Here is a 16,052-nt window from a genome sequence, read left to right as displayed (position 1 = left end):
GGTTGGCAGTGATGGGGGGAGTCGCCGGCTTGTAACCAAAACACCTACACCGGATACCGTGCGACTCTGGGCCAAATGTAGAGGGTAAGTATCCGCACATCCAAGCAACGAGGATACCTACTTCCCATACATGTTGTCCTGAAATGCCGGCATGCTGGCCAGCAGGTGCTGGTAGAGCCCCCACACCAGGATGTCGAACGTGTCGCTCAGGTGGGTGGCCTGCTCCGCGGGGATGGTGGTGCTGCGCTCGCTGCCCTTGTTCTTCTTGACCACACCACCCACCTCGACCACGGGGGCTAGTGACATGGACAGCAGCAGGTACTTGCAGTTGTGCTTGTTGAAACGCAGGCGCGGGTGCCGCGGGTCCAGCTCCTTCAGCAGGCGCGAGATGAGTAGGTACTTGTCCTTGTGCTCCGGGGCCGCCCCCTTGCTCACCAGGTACACCTGCCAGCCGGCGGCCCGCAAAATCTTGGCGAACTGCTCGGCATAGGTCAAATCGCTGTTGGCCTGCTTGCTGTTGCCGGTGTGGTCGTAATGGAAAAACACCTCCTTGCACAGGTGGTAGGCATAATATCGCACAAACTCCTTGGCCAAATCGTCCAGAATCAGTGGCGATTTCACGTACAAATCCTTCAGGAACGTGAGCTGGAGCAACTCCTGCTGGGCCACGCTCAGGCAGGTAATCTTCGCGCCCCAGTCCACGGCCATCCGAAGCGGCAAATGGGCCTTGCAATCGGCGTCCTGTCGGCTGTCAACCTCCTTTATCCGGTAGTTGGTGCCCACGGCCAACGTCTGCAAATAATCGTTGTTAAAGGCCGAATAAGTGTGAATGGCCGGGTCGAGGTTCGGGTAAAAACCGCCCTGCACTTTATCGGTGCGCATGTTCAGCACCTCGACCTTGAAAATGTAGTCGTCGAGTTTGCGGCGCTCGTTCTCCAGGTACTTCAGCTTGATGTTCGTCAGGTTATCGAACACGTTGGCCTCGCTGTACAGAAAGCCGTTTTTATCCTTGTAGTAGCGAATTCGCTTGTTCAAAGAATCTATTTGAGGCCACATGGCCATGCGCTTGCGCGGGTCTTTCTCGTCGATAAAGGCCACCTGGAGCCGCAGCAGCTCGGCCCGCACCAGCTTGATGTCGTGGCCGTCGCGCTCGTAGTAATCGCCGGCGTTCAGCAGCCAGCTGCTGCCGTAGGGCATGCTGGTGAAATGGTGCACCCCGCCGTGCAGCGGGCACTTATCGAAGTACTGGTAATTGCCGCGGATGGTGGTGCTCACCTCCTGGTCGAATTTCTCTTTGTCGAGCATCAACGACTCGTCGCAGATGGCCCCGTCCGTATTGAGGCCCCGCGCCGAGCCGCCGCCCTTGTCCTGGCTCACCAGGTGAAACAGGGCCCCGTTGCGGAAAATAATGGCGTTCTGGTAATTGTGGGGCGGCTGGTACGGCTCGGCAAAGCCGTAGTTCGGCTTCGGCTTGGTGCCGATGAAGTAGTGCACACCATGGTAGTAGCCCAGCCGCTCCAACGAGGCCCGGGTGCTGGGCAGCGTGCGCGTCAGGATAGCCTGGTAGGTCGCGCCCGTAATCGTCCAGGCCGAGCGGGGCATGGTCTTCACAATCATGTGAATTAACCAGGCGATGATCGTGCTCTTGCCCGTGGCCCGGCCCCAGATCTGCACCGATTCCTTCGGCTGGGCCGCCGCAAACCGGAGTTGCGGCACGTTCATGCTCAGCGGTTTATTCGACAGTTCCACGGGCGGCGTCCATTATTTTTTGCAGCATCTCCACCTCGCTGGTGCCCGACCCTTGGATGATTTCCATCACCTCCTCGTATTCGTGGGCTGGCAGCTGGGCGATTTTCTCCAGGTCCAGCTTCAGCGTTTTGCCGCCGGCGGGCTTCAGCTCCAGCACGTAGTTGCTGGGCAGGAACGCGGCCTCGTCGGGCACGTTGGGGTCGGCCTTCTCGATGCCGGTGATTTTGATGAGGTTGGCGATGGCCTTGTTCAATTCCTTCAGGAATTTGGGACCGTTGCGCTTGGCCTCGCGGAAGGCGTACATCGCCATTTCCTTCAAAATGTGCCGCTCCGCCGCCTGGCTCGACTTCACCACGTCGCCAAACAGCAGCTTGGTGCTGGCCAGGTCCCGGTACGCCTGGGCGCGGCTGATGTCGTACACCTTCATCAGCTTCTCCAGCACGTGCTCGCTGCTTTTAAAGGCCAACAGCAGGCCCCAGGCCGCTTCGTAGCGCGTGAGCACGCCCTGTTGGTGCGCAGTCAGCACCACCGGTTCGTCCTCCTTCGCCGCGTAGTACGCCCGCAGCCGGTCCAACGTGGTTTCACGGCGGCCCGGGCTCACGGTGGGCGGCAATTCTTCCGCTTCCACCGTTTCGGGCTCCGGTTCGCCCCCTGCTAAGTCCTTCAATTGGCAGTAGAACTCTTGCCCGTCTTGCGCCCGCACAAGCCAGCCAACCAAGTTTAGCACCGATAAGCCATAGGGCCCGTAGCTCAGCAGGGTCACCTGTGCCCCACTGTGCGGATGGGCCCCAACAACTAGCGCCTGGGCCCCGGGTTTGAACCGATTTTTCACTTGTTCAGGGTTTTAAGCACGTCATCCAGCGCTTCCACTTCCGCCCGCCAGGCGGCGACCTCCCCTGCCCGTTCCGCATTGCGGGCCTGCTTGCTGATTTGGGCCCGCAGGTTGTTGCGCCGCTTCAGCACGGCCACGGCGTCGGTGAGGTCGAGCACCGGCGGCGCAACGGCCACTGGGGCCGGTGGCAATTGCCCGTGCTCGCGCACGTAGTCGCCGGCGTCCCACAGCGCCTGCACCTGCTCCATCTTATCCAGGATGGCGTGCGACGTGGTGCAGCGCGCCTGGTTGTCTTTGGCGTGCTCCAACTGCGATTGCAGAAAGGAAGCCTCCTTGTAGAGCGGCTTCCACTGCTTTTCCAGGCCCAGCAGCAGCTCGCGGGTCGCATCCGGATGCGCCGCAGCCGGCGCCGGTCGGGGCCCCAGCGGTGACAGCGCTACTGTTACTAAAGGCACGAAGGGCAGGGTGGCCAGCTTGGCCAGCTCCTCGCGCAGCGCCGAACGGTTGTAGGCCGTGGGTCCGTGGCTCAGCGTGCGCTTCAGCACGGCGTTGCGGCCCAGCTGCTCGTAGAGCTGCCGGCCGGCCTCGTAATCCTGGGGCCCCTGAAGCCACTGCTGCACGGCGCTCATTACGCCGGTACCAGCTCCGCCAACTTCGCGGCGAATGAGCCGAAGTGTTCCGGCTCTATATACTTCTGGCAGTAAGCCAGCACGCCGGCGCGGCCCTCCAGCTCGAAGGCCTTCAGCAGCCGACGCTCATGGTTCACGGCGCCCTGCATCGTGGCGCGGCGGTACATGCGAAAACGCTGAATCGGAGTGCCATCGGCCAGCTTCGTCACGCCTTCAGCCAGCAGGGTTTCGCCGGTTACTTTCTCGAAAATCTTACTGGCCGCTTCGGGCATCACACCGGCCAGCAAAGCCAGGCCGGTGCGTAGTTTTTTGGTCAGGGTGGCCATCGGGTAGCGCTTCGTGAATAAGGTTCTCTACAAAGCTCCCCACCGGCAATTGCCGCAAAAAGGACACAAAAAGGCCCCGACCAACGGCCGGGGCTTTTCGAGAATCACCTTTAACATTTTACTCAAAACGTTAGGCCACCAGGCCTAAATCCTGGAAGCCCGGCACCGTGCCGTCGCTGGCCGAAATGGCCACCTTGCCCTTGAAAATCGGGGCCGGGCCCTTGCGGCTCGAATGGAAACCGAAGGTGGTCTTCTTGCCATCGGTCGACTTCTTGCCGGTACTGCCGGGCGCGGTGGCCATCTTGGCCGGGTAGGCGCGGTTGCCGAGCAGGCGCACCTGGCCGTCCACTTCCGGCACCAGGAACACGATGTTGTTGTTTTTCACCCACTGGGCGAAGCCGAGCACTTCGGCCTTCGAGCCGGGGTGGGCGAACTCCAAGTGGTTCTTGTAGCTCATCGAGTCGGTTTCGCCCTGGGCCTCGTGCTTCAGCTCGCCTTCCTCCAGCGTCACGTAGATGCTGCGGAATTGCTTGCCGGGCTTCATCACGATGTCGGAGGTGATAGTCACCAGGTCGGCAAACGTGCCGGTGGTGCTGGCCGAGTCGTCCTTGTCGGGCAGGGGCAGCGTCTGGATGTCCTCCAGCGGCGCATAGAAAATCTCCTGCTGGATACCGGGCGTGTTGTCGCTGCCGGCGATGTGGGTCAAATTTTGCGTATCCACGATAGATAGATTTATAAAATGATACCATAAAAACCGGCCCCTACCGTAGCAGGGGCCGGTTTTCTATTGATTGGCTGGGGCTTAGCTGCCGATGACGGCCGCTGAAGGCACGTTGGCCGTGCCGCCGAAGTACTTCGCGTTCAGGGCCGCGTCGTCGGCCGGCACGGCACCGGTGCCCAGGCCCTGGTGCGTGCCTTCGGGCACCGCCACCACCACCAACTGGTTGGTCCAGAAGCCCACGCCTTCCCACCACTCACAGAAAATTTTCACCACGTAGTCGAGCACCTGCACGTCCGTCACCACGGCCTCGTCGATGATGTCGATCAGGCGCAGGAAGTTCTGGTCGGGAGTGGCAAAAATCACGTTCGTGCCGTTCAGCGACGGCAGCGCCACGATGTCGCGCTGGCCGATGTAGGTCTTCATGCCCTGCTCCTTGGTGAAGAGCGGCATCAGGCCGTGCTTGTTGCGGTAGTCGAGCATGTACTTCTCCATGTTGTTCGTGGACATGTACACCTTGGTCAGGAACGGCTTGATCGCCTCGGGCAAGCCCAACTCGAAGGCCTCCACCTGGTCCACCATGTTGCTCAGCGTGGGCGTCGCAATCGGAATCTGGAACATCGAGCCGTCCGCCACGCCCTTGCGGATGATTTCCTGGATGCCGTCCATCGAGTGGCCGAACTGGTCGAGCTTGGCCGGGTCGTACACCGACTTGCCAATCAAATCCTCCCGGTCGCGCACGATGGCCGGCATCAGCTCCATATCCACGATGTACTTCGAAATCGACATGTCCTGGGGCTTCTTGTTCTCCTCGTAGAGGTAAGAAATCCAGCTGTTGAGGATGTTGGCGGGCGTGATGGGGAAGTTGACCTTCTGCTGGTAAGCCCGCAACTCATTCACCTTGAACTCGGTGACGCCCAGCGGCGACCAGATGGCCTTGAAGCCTTGCACCACCCGGCCCGTGATGGACTGGAGCGCCGGAAACTTGCCCTGCACCGCCGTGACGGTGCGCATGAACTTCGCCGTGATGGACTTCTGGTAGATGCCCTGGCGAACTTCGCGGTTGTTGGTGCGGAAATAATTGCCCAGCTCGGTCGCAATCTGGGAAGCATTGGGGGTGGACGTATCGGCCATCGCTAGTTGCTAATTATAAAGTGGTTGGATAGATAATTGACTAATTTTTGAAGTACCAGTACTGGAACAGCGCTTAGTTGAAATACTTAGCGGCCAGCACGTTGTGGGCGGCCGAAGCGTCCACAATTGGGTCCTTCACCAGGAGCGTCGTGCCCTCGTCTTCGCCGGTTTTTACCACTTCGGTGCCCAGGGCGCCGGGCTGCTTGCCCAGCCGCTTCACTTCGGTTTCCAGCTCGCCCACTTTGGCGTTGGCCTTGGTCAGGCCTTCGGTGGCCGTGGCGAGCTCGGTTTCCTTGGCCTTGATGCCGTCGCGGGCTGTGCCAAGTTCGGCGGTAAGGGTGCTCACCTGGCCGGTGGCGGCCACCAGCGCGTCGGCCTGGGCCTGGGCGCGGGTGTTGAGGTCTTCCAGTGTGGCCTCGGTGACCGACACGGTGGGCGCGGCCGTAGCCGTCACCCCTACCAGGGCGAGCAAGGCGCCCCAGGATGCTTTCAAATTGAACATAGTAGAATTGGAATTAGGGGAATCGTTAGAAGTGCCCTGGCCCGGGTTGGCGGCCAGGTTGAGGGCCAGCTGCACGGCGTCCTGGAAGGTGCCGATGGAGTCGGCCAGGCCGTATTTCACGGCGTCGGCGGCCAGGTACACCTTGCCGCTGAGCACGTTTTCGGCCTCCTTGCCCGTGGGCAACTTGCCGGCGCGGTTGGCCTGCACGGCGTTCAGGAACACGGCGTTCATCGGGTTCAGCAGCTGGTCCTTCACCGGCTGCTCGTTGCCCGCCAGCAGCTGCTGAAACGCTTCGTTTTTGTCGTAGCTGGCATCGGCCCGCACCATGATTAGTTCGTTGCCAGCCTTCTTATCGGCCTTGCGCGAATCATTGATTTGCAGCATCGTGCCGATGCTGCCGATCTGGGTGGTTTGGCCGCCCATCATGATGTGGTTGGCCCCGCACCCGGCCCACACGCCGGCCGAGCACATCATGCCCTGCACGAAGCTCACGGCCGGCTTTTGGGTGCCCTTGATGACGTTACTGAAGTTTTCGGTGCCCGACACCGTGCCGCCCGGCGTGTCGAACACGAACACGTGGCCCACGATGTTGGGGTGCGCGTCGGCCTCCTGGGCCAGGCGGCCCAGCGTCTGGGTGCCCAGCGAGCCGCAAAAGTCCTGCGACATCATCGGGCCCATCACCGGAATCACGGCCACGCTGCCCTGGGGCGCGTCATCAAAGCTGCTGTACTTGCTGGCCTTGTGCGCCTTCGCGCCGGGCTCCAGGCTCATGGCCACCGCGTAGGGGGCATTCGCCTTTTTCTTGCCCTTGAATAGGGCCCCGGCCGCTTCGAAGTTGCCGGCGCGTAGCTGGCGCACCAGCGGCATGTAGCCATCGGCGGCCACCGGCTCGATGAGCCAGATGCCGCGCATCAATTGAGAAAGTGCCTGGAAACCCGTCACGTGTAGAGCTGATTAGAAGCTCAAAATTTGCCGGGTGTAAGAGGGGGAAAAAGGACACGAAAAAGCCCCGCCGGGTGGGGCGGGGCTTCGCACAGGCGGTACCTTTGGTGTTATTCAATATTTGTATTTCATGGAATCATCAGTCACAGATTGGATACAAGCTAGTTGCGCAATAGCTGGTTTGATTGCCTCAGCTATAGGCATTTTCTATGTCGTTCGTTCTTTCAGCGCGCAAACTCGTATTAATGCCCAGCAACTGGAATTAATAAAAATTGAGCAGGATAAAGCTGTCAAGGAAGTAAAGCCAGTGTTTCATTTTGAGCCTAAAACGCCGGGTTCATTCAACATGAACCTTCATGGCTCCTTAGGTTCTGGATATCGTTTTTATTGCTCAGATAATTTAGCGCAAGGTGTATGCTTTGAATACCTTGCTTATGTACCACATAATAGATATTCACAGGAATTAAAGCTGGGAAAAACTTGGGGTACTCTTTTCCCAGCGGAAGCCAATCAAGGCGTGGGAATGCAATTCCTAATATTAGATAGTTCTTCAACTGACATCACCGTTGTGCGTGTGCATTATATAGATGCATACCAGCGCACGGGATACGCAGACTATAGACTATCTATGGGATACGGAATACTAATAGGTGATTATCCGCCAAGTCCATATCCCGGTGTAAATAAGATAAGCGAGCAGTTGTCGCAAGATCAGCCAATGCAATTTTTCGATATAAAATATTGACAGTCTAAAAGCCCCACCGGGCGGGCAGAACGGAATCGGTATCGTTATCTTCGTTAAATCACCTACTCGGCATCCCCCTGCTGGTCCTCTCTATGCTATTCGCACTCCTGTTACCTGGACTTTCCCTTTATTTCAACCGGCGGCCCACCCAGGGCATTTGGTTTTGTCTGCTACAATTCACGCTGGTGGGCTGGGTAGTGGGAGCCAATGTGGCTGTGCGAAACCTAAAATACCAACGGCGGAGGACCAGGCAAGAACGTGAGATGAGGGCATCTTCTATGAGTGGCAGCTTCGCTTAGGGCGTCGGGTTAACTTTGGGGTTCCTTTCAAACTTACCCATTCGCAATGGAGCCCGAAGTACGCAAAGCCCCCATCCGGTTTTACGAAATTGACTTGTTACGTTTTGTCGCCGCGTTGAGCGTGGTTTTCTTTCACTACACGTTTCGGGGATACGCCGCCGACAATTTCAGCCCGCTTCCGTTTTTAGGCCTGGGGCAAATCACCCGGTACGGATACTTGGGGGTGCAATTGTTCTTCATCGTCAGCGGTTACGTGGTACTGCTGAGCGCGCAAGGCAAAACCGTGCGCCAATTTTTTCTCTCACGGGTAACCCGTCTCTACCCGGCCTACTGGGTGGCCTGCACGCTGACGTTCGCGGTCAAGTACTTCTGGGGCACGACGGCGTCCGATGCCCACATGTCCCTTGATCTACACACGTCGTGGACCCAATACATTTATGGGATGACGATGCTGCACGAGTTCGTCGGCATCGCCCCAATCGATGGCGTCTACGCGACATTGACGGTCGAAATCACGTTCTATTTTCTCATCGCGGTCTTGGTCGGCTTTGGCTTGCTGCGGCACGTCGACTGGTTCTTGGTGGCGTGGCTGGGGTATGCCGCCCTACCCTTGACACACTACGGCACTGGGTTTGCGTTTCTTTTTTTCCCCGCCAATGCCCCGTTTTTTGCCGCGGGCATGCTATTTTATTTACTCCAGCAACCCCAAGGTCGCACTCCGTTGCGCTACGCCTTGCTGGTGGTCGCGTACTACTTAGCCATTCGCTCGGGGCAAGAGCAAATCAATTGGTTGGCTAGCCATTACCACGAAGTGTTTCGGTTTCGCGTAGTAGCCGGCCTGACCACGCTGTTTTTTGGGGCGTTTGCCCTCATCGCATCGCGCAAAATCGACTTGAGCCGCTTCACGTGGCTCGCTTGGCTGGGAGCACTTACCTATCCGCTTTACTTGCTCCACAGCGACATCGCGTTTGTTGCGTTCCACCGCCTCGGCACGCCGGCCAACAAGTACGTCCTGGTGTCAGCGACCCTAGCTATCATGCTCGGGGCCGCGTACGCCATCAACCGGTTTGTCGAAAAACGGTTGAGCAAGCCCCTGGGCCGGGTCGTCAGCAACTTGTTGGTGCGCTTTGACCACTCCTAACCCATTCGCCTTATTGCCCAATCCGCTCTCTTAATCGACGTTTTGCCGAGCCACGAACTTAGTAGGCCAAGCCGAACCTGCTTTTGAGGCCCGATTCGATGGCGGCGGCCCGGCCGCGGAGACCAAGCTGGCGGCATCGAATCGAATTTCATAAACCCCGTAAAAAGAATGCCTCGCTACCAATAGCGAGGCATTCTTTTTACGGACCAAATAGCTAAAAACTCAGTAGCTGATGCCGTAAGTAGCCCGCAAGGCGTCCTCGTCGTACCCGGCCTGCGTGGCGCTGCGCACGTTGTCGTAGAGCAGGAGTGTGCCGAGCAGAAAATTGCCCGGTGCGCTCACCGTGCTGTTGGTGACTTTGGCCCCCATCGTCAGCAGGCCAATGTTGTCGGCTACGATGTTGTGCGGCGCGTTTTTGGCCTGCACGGCCTGTCCGTTCTCGAAGACGCGGATAAGCGTGGGCGATACCTCGAAGCGGATAATTTTGTACACGTTGTCCAGCCCGCCCCAGAGCAGCGGGGCCACGGGGGCCACGGAGCCGTCCTCGAAGGCGTTGTTCTGGGCAAACCACCAGCGCGTCGGGTCCTGGCTTGAAATCTGGTTGCCGAGCAGGTGCTGCTGGCCCGAAGCCTTCACCACCGCGTAGAGCGTGAACGTGTCGAGTGCGGCAATCGTGGAGGTGGCCTGCATCTGCTGGCCCCCTGCAAAGTGCAGCACTGGCTGGTTGTTGGCCGCCGCGTCGGATGCGACGAACGTGGGCCGAAACGAGGGCGGGCCGGACGAGGAGGTGAAGTTCGCATTGCCCGCCGCGTCGTTCCAGTTCGATACCAGCCCGCCCGCGTCGGTGACCACGCCGTTGCCGGCCGTGAGCTTCATACGCAGGCCGTTGGTATTGTAGGCTTCCGGCGTGGCGCTCGTGTTGCTGTAGGGGCTGTCGGTGTACCCGGTGGCCGATACCTTAATCCGGAAATAGGACATGGTGCCGTTGGTGAGGCCGCTGGCCGTCGCCGTTTGCCCGCTGCCGGAATACACCAGCGTCACTCCAGTGGCGAACGTGCTGTCGGTGCTCGTTTCCACCCGGTAGGTGGTGGCGTTGACTACCGGCGTCCAGCTCAGAATTGCCACGCCGTCCCGGCCCTTGGCGGCCAGTACCGTGGGGTCGAGCTGCGTGGGGGTGCCGCCCGTACCGGCGGGGGGGGGCGTGCTGCCAGTGGCGGTTTTGATGTAGGCAAACACGGTGGCGCGGTTGGACACGGGGCCGGGCGGCAGGTGGTTGCCGTCGGGGGCCTGGTAGTCCGGGTCGCCGTTCGCCCAGGTCAGCTTTAGCCCGCTGGCGCCGCGGGGCACCCGGTCGGGCACGTAGCGGCAATACAGCGCGCCTTGCGCCCCGCCGCTGCCAACAATTTGGAAAAAGGTGGTCCCTTTGTAGTTGCGCCGGGCGCTGGGCGCCAGGAACTCCCAGGTGTAGGAGGTGTCCTGGTTATCCTCGGTGCCGGAGCTGCGCCATTCGGCCATGCTGGAGCCGTTGTAGTACATGCGGTCGTCGCCCTCAAAGGACCAGGGCTTGCTGATGCCGGACCCATCGATCCACTTGAAATAAGCGGCCAGGATGGTGTCCTTGGTGGTGTTGAGCATGACGTGCTCGGCGGCCGGCTGGATGCTGGAATTTAGGTTTACCGACGCACTAAGCCGGTAATTGGGGTCGTAGGGGAAGGCGGAGAAGCCCACGTTTACCTCCATCATCGACCAGACTTCAATGGCCCCGCCGAGGGGGTTGAAGAACTCCACGACCGCACCGTTTGAGAAAGGCGTGGGCATTACCAGCATGGCCCCAAAGTTGGCGGCGCTGTTGGCCGACACGTTCATGAAGTCGTTCTCGTAGCGAATGCCAGTGGTCGCGCTCAGCTCCGGCAGGCAGTACCACTCGCGCATGGTGGCCCCGCCGGCCCCGAACACGCTGGCCGTGCTTTCGCCGTCCACGCGCACCCGCATGCGGCAGTTGCTCACCTCGCCGCCGGCCACGGCCTGGCTGGCGTCGGTACGGCCACCATAAATAGCTATCCAATATTTCGTGATAACTCCGGCTCCGCTGTACGTGCCGATGCTGGTCCAGACGCCTGGCTGAATCACAAACCGCTGGGTGGGCTTGCAGAGCAGTTTGTCGGGGGTGATGATGCCGGCTGGCGCACTGCTAACGACCGTCGTATCCTTTTTAATTAAGGCAATCATTATTACTGAGGAGTTAGGGTTAAAATACCGGTGAAGGGGGCCGCGTTAACGATTCTGAATTGTGCCGTGATGTTGACGCCCACCACGGCGGCCGGCACCCAGGTGCCGGAGCCGTCCAGTTGCATTTCCAACGTGCCGGTGCCGGCGGTGAAGGCGAAGCTGGGCAGGTAGGCTTGCGAGCTATTCACCTCGCCGGCAATCTCTGTGGTGGGTCCGTTGCCGGTGTCACCGAAGGGCGGCCAGCTGATGGCCCCGCCGCCGGCGCCGGCCGTCTGCACCGGAAAATCCATCGGCAGTGCCTTGGCGTTGACCAGTACCACGTCGCCCGGGTTGAGCACTTTTTTTGTGTTCAGATAATCGGCCTTGGTGGGGTCAAACAGCTTCCAGCCCCGCGCCGCGCCGCTGCCTTCGCGCACCAGCAGGGACTTGAGGTTATTGCCCAGGTCGGAGCCGAGCAAGGTGAGCACGGGGCCGCGGTAGGGCACCAACTGGCCAATTTCGGTGATTTCGTTTGCCATTGCCTTAGAGGTCGATGCGCCCGGGGGCGAAGTTTTTGGTGTATTTCTGGCCGCTGTGCGTGAAGCGGAAAGGCTTGCCGGTATAATAATTTTCGTAGGGCACGGCGGCCACCTGCGAACCGCTCAGCCACAGCTCCATCGTGATGGGGCTGTTGTCGGTGCCGCTGGCGTTGTTGAACTCCAGCTGATCGGCCGCTTCCGCGCCGAGCGTCACGCCCTTGTAGCTGTTGCCGCCCGTCACGGTGTTGTCGTAGCTGACCGGGGCCGTGACCACGTTGCACGTGATGGCGGCCAGGGCCGCGGTGCGGGCCGCGGTGTCGGCGGCGTTTTGGTTGTCGGTGCTGGTGCGGGTGGTCAGCTGGCCGTTGCCCCCAGCGCTGCCGCAGGCGGCGGCGATGTCGTTGGCCGTGGGCGTGTAGTTGCCGGTGTAGGGCGTCGTGGCGGGGGGCGGTGTCACTACCGCGCTGCCAGTGAAGGCCTCGGGGTTGGTGGCGCTGGCCCCGGCGGGGCGGTTGCCGCTGGCGGCCACGCGGGCCCCCACGGTGCCCACCAGATGTGAGCCCGTCAGCCCGCGCATAACGAGCCGCCCACTTTGAATATTCGCCCCGGCGGTACTGGCCGGCACGGTGCCCGGGAAGCCCGTCACGCCAAATACTTCGTAGTCGGCCAGGCTTAGGAAGCCGGGCACCAGCACCATGCTCATCGTGTCGGCCGTGTCGTCCACGAGCACGCCGGTGGGCGCCGGTGGGGCTTTCACCACCTGCCCGTTCTGTACCGCAGCCACCGCTTTCAGCAGCCAGATCAACAGCCCATCCTGCTTGTACGCCGATTTAAATTCCGGGTGAACTCCGTAAGCATTGGCGGCAATGCTGAGCTTGTCCACCAGGCCCAGCTGGGCGGCGGCCGAGGCGGCCGTGAGCATGGCCCGGCCGGCATCGGTGGCGTCCTGGATGCTGGTGGCGTTGATGGTCGGATTGCTGGCCAGTTGGCCCGTGAAGCTGGCCACGGGCTGCCAGTCGGCCCCGGTGGTGGGGCTCACCGTCGCGGCGAAATCGTGCTGGGCCTCCCAAATACCGTCGCCAGTCAAGTACCACTGCCCGCCGTGCACGGCCATTGGCAGTGCCAATTTGCTGAGCGGGTGCCCAGCGGCATCGGCCAGGCCGGCGAAAGTGCCAGCGGCCACACTCACGCTCACCTGGCTCACCTGGCCGCCCGCGGCCAGCACGCCCCGCGTGTCGAAGGCCGCGGGGCCCAGGCCGCGCACATACACGGTTTGCGGGTGGCCAGCACTGTCAGCCCCGAAATCGATAGCGTAGTACAGCGGCTGCACCGTGCCGGCGGTGAGCAAGGCTTTGGCTGCCCCCAGCGCGATGCTCTGCTGGAGCGCGGGCACGTTGGCCAGGGCGGCGAACGACGCGTCGATGTCGGCCGCAAACTCCCGGAATGTGCCCTCGTTGATGATTTCAAACGAGTTGTCGTCGAACCGCACGGTCCACTTGCTCAAAAAGTCGGGAGCCGAAAGCGGGGTGCTGGGCATGGATTGGCGGGATATTCAGCCAAAATTCCCCGTTGCCGAACCCCGGAAAAAGGACAGTACCGGGCCGGAATTACCGAATGTCCAGCGCTACCCGGAAGCCGCTGGTGAGCGTGACGCGCTGGCCCACGCGGGCCACGCCGGCCAGGCGGCCGTCGCGGTGGTAGATTTCCACCTGGCCGGCGCCGGCGGCTGGGGCCCCGGATTGGGGGCCCGCGCCGGCCACGTCGAACGCGCCGGTGTAGAACAGGGCCGGCCGCAGCGTGCGGCCGGTTAGCTCCAGGCTGTAGCCGGCGCGGCCGGCCGTGGTTTGGTCGGTGGCCAGGCCGTAGCCCAACGTGTACCAACTCACGGTGTCGCCGGCCAGCTTCAGCCGGTCGTTGCCGTCGCGGTATAGCAGCACCAGGCGCACGTTGCGGTAGGTGAGCAGCGCCGCGGCCAGCGCGGGCGTGTCTTCCGCCACGAAGCCGGCCAGCTTGCCGGCGTAGAGGCCTTGTTGCCGGTCTTGCGCAAAACTCTGGTCGAAGCCCGCGGTGTCGAGCACGGCCCGCACCGGTTGCCAGCGGGCCCCCGGCCGCAGGGCCAGGTCGCCGACAATGGCCGGGCCCCGGCGCACCGGGTCGCGCAGCAGCGCCGCCTGGGGCAACAGGTAAATCTCCTGCACGCCGCCCAGGTTGTCGCCCACGGGCTGGCCGATGGGGGCCAGCGGCGGCAACGGGTCGGTGGGGTTCAGGAACGGCACGGGCTAAGGAGGTTAGGGGACAAACGGCAACAGGATTTAGGCGAAATCAGCGGGGTTTTTCAGGCCGCCAGGTGCGTCCGGAGTGGGGGACAAATGGCAACAAGTTTCCGTCCTATTCCCGGCGCGGCCGGCTCCTGCTTGTGGCGCTGCCACGACTTCTTCAGCGTGTCGAAGGAAATGTCCTCGTCCTGGAAATCGTACTTGGCGCGGAAGCGCTGGATGGCGCCGTACTCGCTCATGCCGAACTCGCAGCCGGCGGCCACGAACCCGTGGAACTCGGTTTTGATGACGGCTTCCACGAAGTTGTTGAAGTCGATGACGTCTTTCGAGCTGAGCGAACGGAACCGCTTCTCTAACAGCAAGCTACCCTTCACCAGCAAGGCAAATTTGGCGGTGTAGCGGGCGGTGTAGGCGTCCAGCTCCTTTTTCACCCGGGGCTGTTGCAGCAGCATGCGCAGGTGCCGCCCCAGCGGGTCGAGGGTGCTCAGCTTGTACGCCGCCCCCAGGTGGTGGAGCATGTACTTCTGGACGTGGGGCTTGACGGGGATTTCAAACTTGCGTAGCGGAGAGGGCATGCAGGAAAACGGACGGGTGAGTGATGGAAGGTAGCCCGTGCCTGCCCTGCCCTTCAAGGACGTGAAAAGGCCGGCCGGGGGCCCCAGCGGGACCGTTGTACTCCGCAATTTAATCCCCAAAATCACACTAGTGTTCAGCTTATTAAGGCAAAATATGACGATTATTCACAAAATCCACAGATTCCACAACATGATACTATCCCAAGAAATAAAAAGTGTAATTATGGGTGCTCAACCCTGGCAAATCTTCCCCGTCGTTGCCACCAAGGGCGATTTCTGCGCTGCCTGTCCAGGGTGAAGTTTTGGTATTCCGGCGCCCCGGGCCCGAAAAAAGGGCGGCGCACTGCGCCGCCCTTCCCACCAGGCTGCCCGCCCGGCTCGGTTCCGCTGCTGAGAGGAAGCCAGCAACAAATTTCCACCCGGCCGGGGGCCCCTACAACCGCGACCGCGCATTATTTGCCGCGCCTATGGGCGATAATAGTATTATGCGGAGAATTTACCGCATTCAGGCCCGCTAGACGGCCCAAAAGGACCGGATTTGGGGCGCTATTTCCCCGTGATTTGCCGGGATTTTCATTTTTGTGACACATTTGTAACAAACGCGACACTACCGTTTTTACGCGCTCGTATTCAATGTTATATCTATCAAAATACGGTTACAAAGCCCTTGTAATCGATGTATTTTTTGTAACCAAAATGTGTCGCTACGGTCGAGCTTGGCTACAAATGCTTCGGAGCGCTATTTTTTGTAACCGACCTGTAACCGGCCAAAAACCGTCTCCACGTGCTCTATTCTTATTTTTTAATAAATGTTATAAATGTTACAAAAGTTACTGAGTTTTTTTGCAGCAGCCCATCCCTACCCCCACTGCACAAAAAAAGCGGGCCGAAGCCCGCTTTGTAATATTTGTAGATTAATTCTTTGGGTGCTGAAGTGCTATAGCTGATCGAGCCGGGGAATAGGCCAGGTGGTATCACTGATTTCCACGAGCAGTTTCTTCACTTCCTGCTGCTCCAGGTCTTCCAGCGTGCGCTCCTCGCCCTCCCACTGGTCGAGGGCGTAGCTGGCGTTGCGGCGCATGCCGGCAGCCACCACGCGCAGGTCGGTCCAGCCGGCTTCCGCGGCCGCCAGCTGCTGCTGGGCCAGGCCCGCCTCCAGCGTCATGTCGTTGATGATGTCGGCGCCGTAGGCACGCCGGGCTTCCAGCGTCTGATTTTCCTTCACCAGGCGCTTCACCGCATCGAGCAGCACCGGCACGTCGACCTCGCTACAGTCGGCCCAGGCCCCGCCGTGGGTGTCATCCTCGTCGGCATATAGCACGGCTTCAATCGCCGCAATGGCTTTTTGCTCCCGTTCGACAAGTGGCGTGGGGGCCCGAAGCTGAGCCTGTGCCATGCGGATTAAAATTAGCGTTCCCAGTGGATTGGGCATTGCCT

15 protein-coding genes are annotated in these 16,052 nt (G+C 60.6%); 2 read left to right on the top strand and 13 right to left on the bottom strand.

Going from position 1 to position 16,052, the window contains the following annotated elements; all coding sequences use genetic code 11:
* Positions 1 to 117: 117 nt before the first annotated feature.
* From AXW84_RS06070 to AXW84_RS06040, 7 genes are all read right to left on the bottom strand, one after another.
* Complete coding sequence (locus AXW84_RS06070; RefSeq protein WP_068230080.1) at positions 118 to 1,722, bottom strand: hypothetical protein; 1,605 nt, start codon at positions 1,720 to 1,722, stop codon at positions 118 to 120.
* Positions 1,723 to 1,732: 10 nt separating this feature from the next.
* The gene (locus AXW84_RS06065; RefSeq protein WP_157886845.1) at positions 1,733 to 2,581 is read right to left on the bottom strand and encodes a hypothetical protein; all 849 of its coding nucleotides are present in this window, start codon (positions 2,579 to 2,581) and stop codon (positions 1,733 to 1,735) included.
* Positions 2,578 to 3,210 carry a hypothetical protein gene (locus tag AXW84_RS06060; protein ID WP_068230075.1) on the bottom strand — a complete coding sequence of 211 codons (633 nt, stop codon included), beginning with the start codon at positions 3,208 to 3,210 and terminating at the stop codon, positions 2,578 to 2,580. Before AXW84_RS06060 ends, AXW84_RS06065 begins: the two co-directional genes overlap by 4 nt.
* Complete coding sequence (locus AXW84_RS06055; RefSeq protein WP_068230073.1) at positions 3,210 to 3,536, bottom strand: hypothetical protein; 327 nt, start codon at positions 3,534 to 3,536, stop codon at positions 3,210 to 3,212. Before AXW84_RS06055 ends, AXW84_RS06060 begins: the two co-directional genes overlap by 1 nt.
* A gap of 130 nt (positions 3,537 to 3,666) precedes the next feature.
* Entirely contained in the window at positions 3,667 to 4,257 is a 591-nt protein-coding gene (locus AXW84_RS06050) for a hypothetical protein (protein WP_068230070.1), read from the bottom strand.
* 81 nt (positions 4,258 to 4,338) lie between these two features.
* Positions 4,339 to 5,388 (bottom strand): hypothetical protein, encoded by a 1,050-nt coding sequence (locus tag AXW84_RS06045; protein WP_068230067.1) that lies wholly within the window; start codon positions 5,386 to 5,388, stop codon positions 4,339 to 4,341.
* A 73-nt stretch (positions 5,389 to 5,461) separates the two neighbouring features.
* Positions 5,462 to 6,802: a S49 family peptidase gene (locus AXW84_RS06040; protein WP_068230064.1), complete on the bottom strand. Its 1,341-nt coding sequence runs from the start codon at positions 6,800 to 6,802 to the stop codon at positions 5,462 to 5,464.
* Positions 6,803 to 6,962: 160 nt separating this feature from the next.
* Between AXW84_RS06040 and AXW84_RS24565 the strand changes: the two genes are divergently transcribed.
* Positions 6,963 to 7,577, top strand: a complete 615-nt coding sequence (locus tag AXW84_RS24565) for a hypothetical protein (protein WP_157886844.1) — start codon at positions 6,963 to 6,965, stop codon at positions 7,575 to 7,577.
* Positions 7,578 to 7,922: 345 nt separating this feature from the next.
* Positions 7,923 to 9,017 (top strand): acyltransferase family protein, encoded by a 1,095-nt coding sequence (locus AXW84_RS06035; protein ID WP_068230061.1) that lies wholly within the window; start codon positions 7,923 to 7,925, stop codon positions 9,015 to 9,017.
* A 222-nt stretch (positions 9,018 to 9,239) separates the two neighbouring features.
* Here the strand turns inward: AXW84_RS06035 and AXW84_RS06030 are convergent, their stop codons facing one another.
* The 6 genes from AXW84_RS06030 to AXW84_RS06005 form a co-directional block, all read right to left on the bottom strand.
* Entirely contained in the window at positions 9,240 to 11,246 is a 2,007-nt protein-coding gene (locus AXW84_RS06030) for a DUF2961 domain-containing protein (protein ID WP_068230057.1), read from the bottom strand.
* 2 nt (positions 11,247 to 11,248) lie between these two features.
* Complete coding sequence (locus tag AXW84_RS06025; protein ID WP_068230051.1) at positions 11,249 to 11,764, bottom strand: hypothetical protein; 516 nt, start codon at positions 11,762 to 11,764, stop codon at positions 11,249 to 11,251.
* A gap of 4 nt (positions 11,765 to 11,768) precedes the next feature.
* Positions 11,769 to 13,301: a hypothetical protein gene (locus AXW84_RS06020; protein ID WP_068230050.1), complete on the bottom strand. Its 1,533-nt coding sequence runs from the start codon at positions 13,299 to 13,301 to the stop codon at positions 11,769 to 11,771.
* A 70-nt stretch (positions 13,302 to 13,371) separates the two neighbouring features.
* The gene (locus tag AXW84_RS06015) at positions 13,372 to 14,040 is read right to left on the bottom strand and encodes a hypothetical protein (protein ID WP_068230048.1); all 669 of its coding nucleotides are present in this window, start codon (positions 14,038 to 14,040) and stop codon (positions 13,372 to 13,374) included.
* Between the two features lie 59 nt (positions 14,041 to 14,099).
* Entirely contained in the window at positions 14,100 to 14,615 is a 516-nt protein-coding gene (locus tag AXW84_RS06010) for a hypothetical protein (RefSeq protein WP_068230045.1), read from the bottom strand.
* Positions 14,616 to 15,552: 937 nt separating this feature from the next.
* Positions 15,553 to 16,011 (bottom strand): hypothetical protein, encoded by a 459-nt coding sequence (locus AXW84_RS06005; RefSeq protein ID WP_068230042.1) that lies wholly within the window; start codon positions 16,009 to 16,011, stop codon positions 15,553 to 15,555.
* Between the last annotated feature and the right edge of the window lie 41 nt (positions 16,012 to 16,052).

The sequence above is a fragment of the Hymenobacter sp. PAMC 26628 genome (genome assembly GCF_001562275.1).
Lineage (GTDB): Bacteria > Bacteroidota > Bacteroidia > Cytophagales > Hymenobacteraceae > Hymenobacter.
Note: the sequence above shows the minus strand (reverse complement) of the source record. Positions and strands in the feature narration are given on the sequence as shown.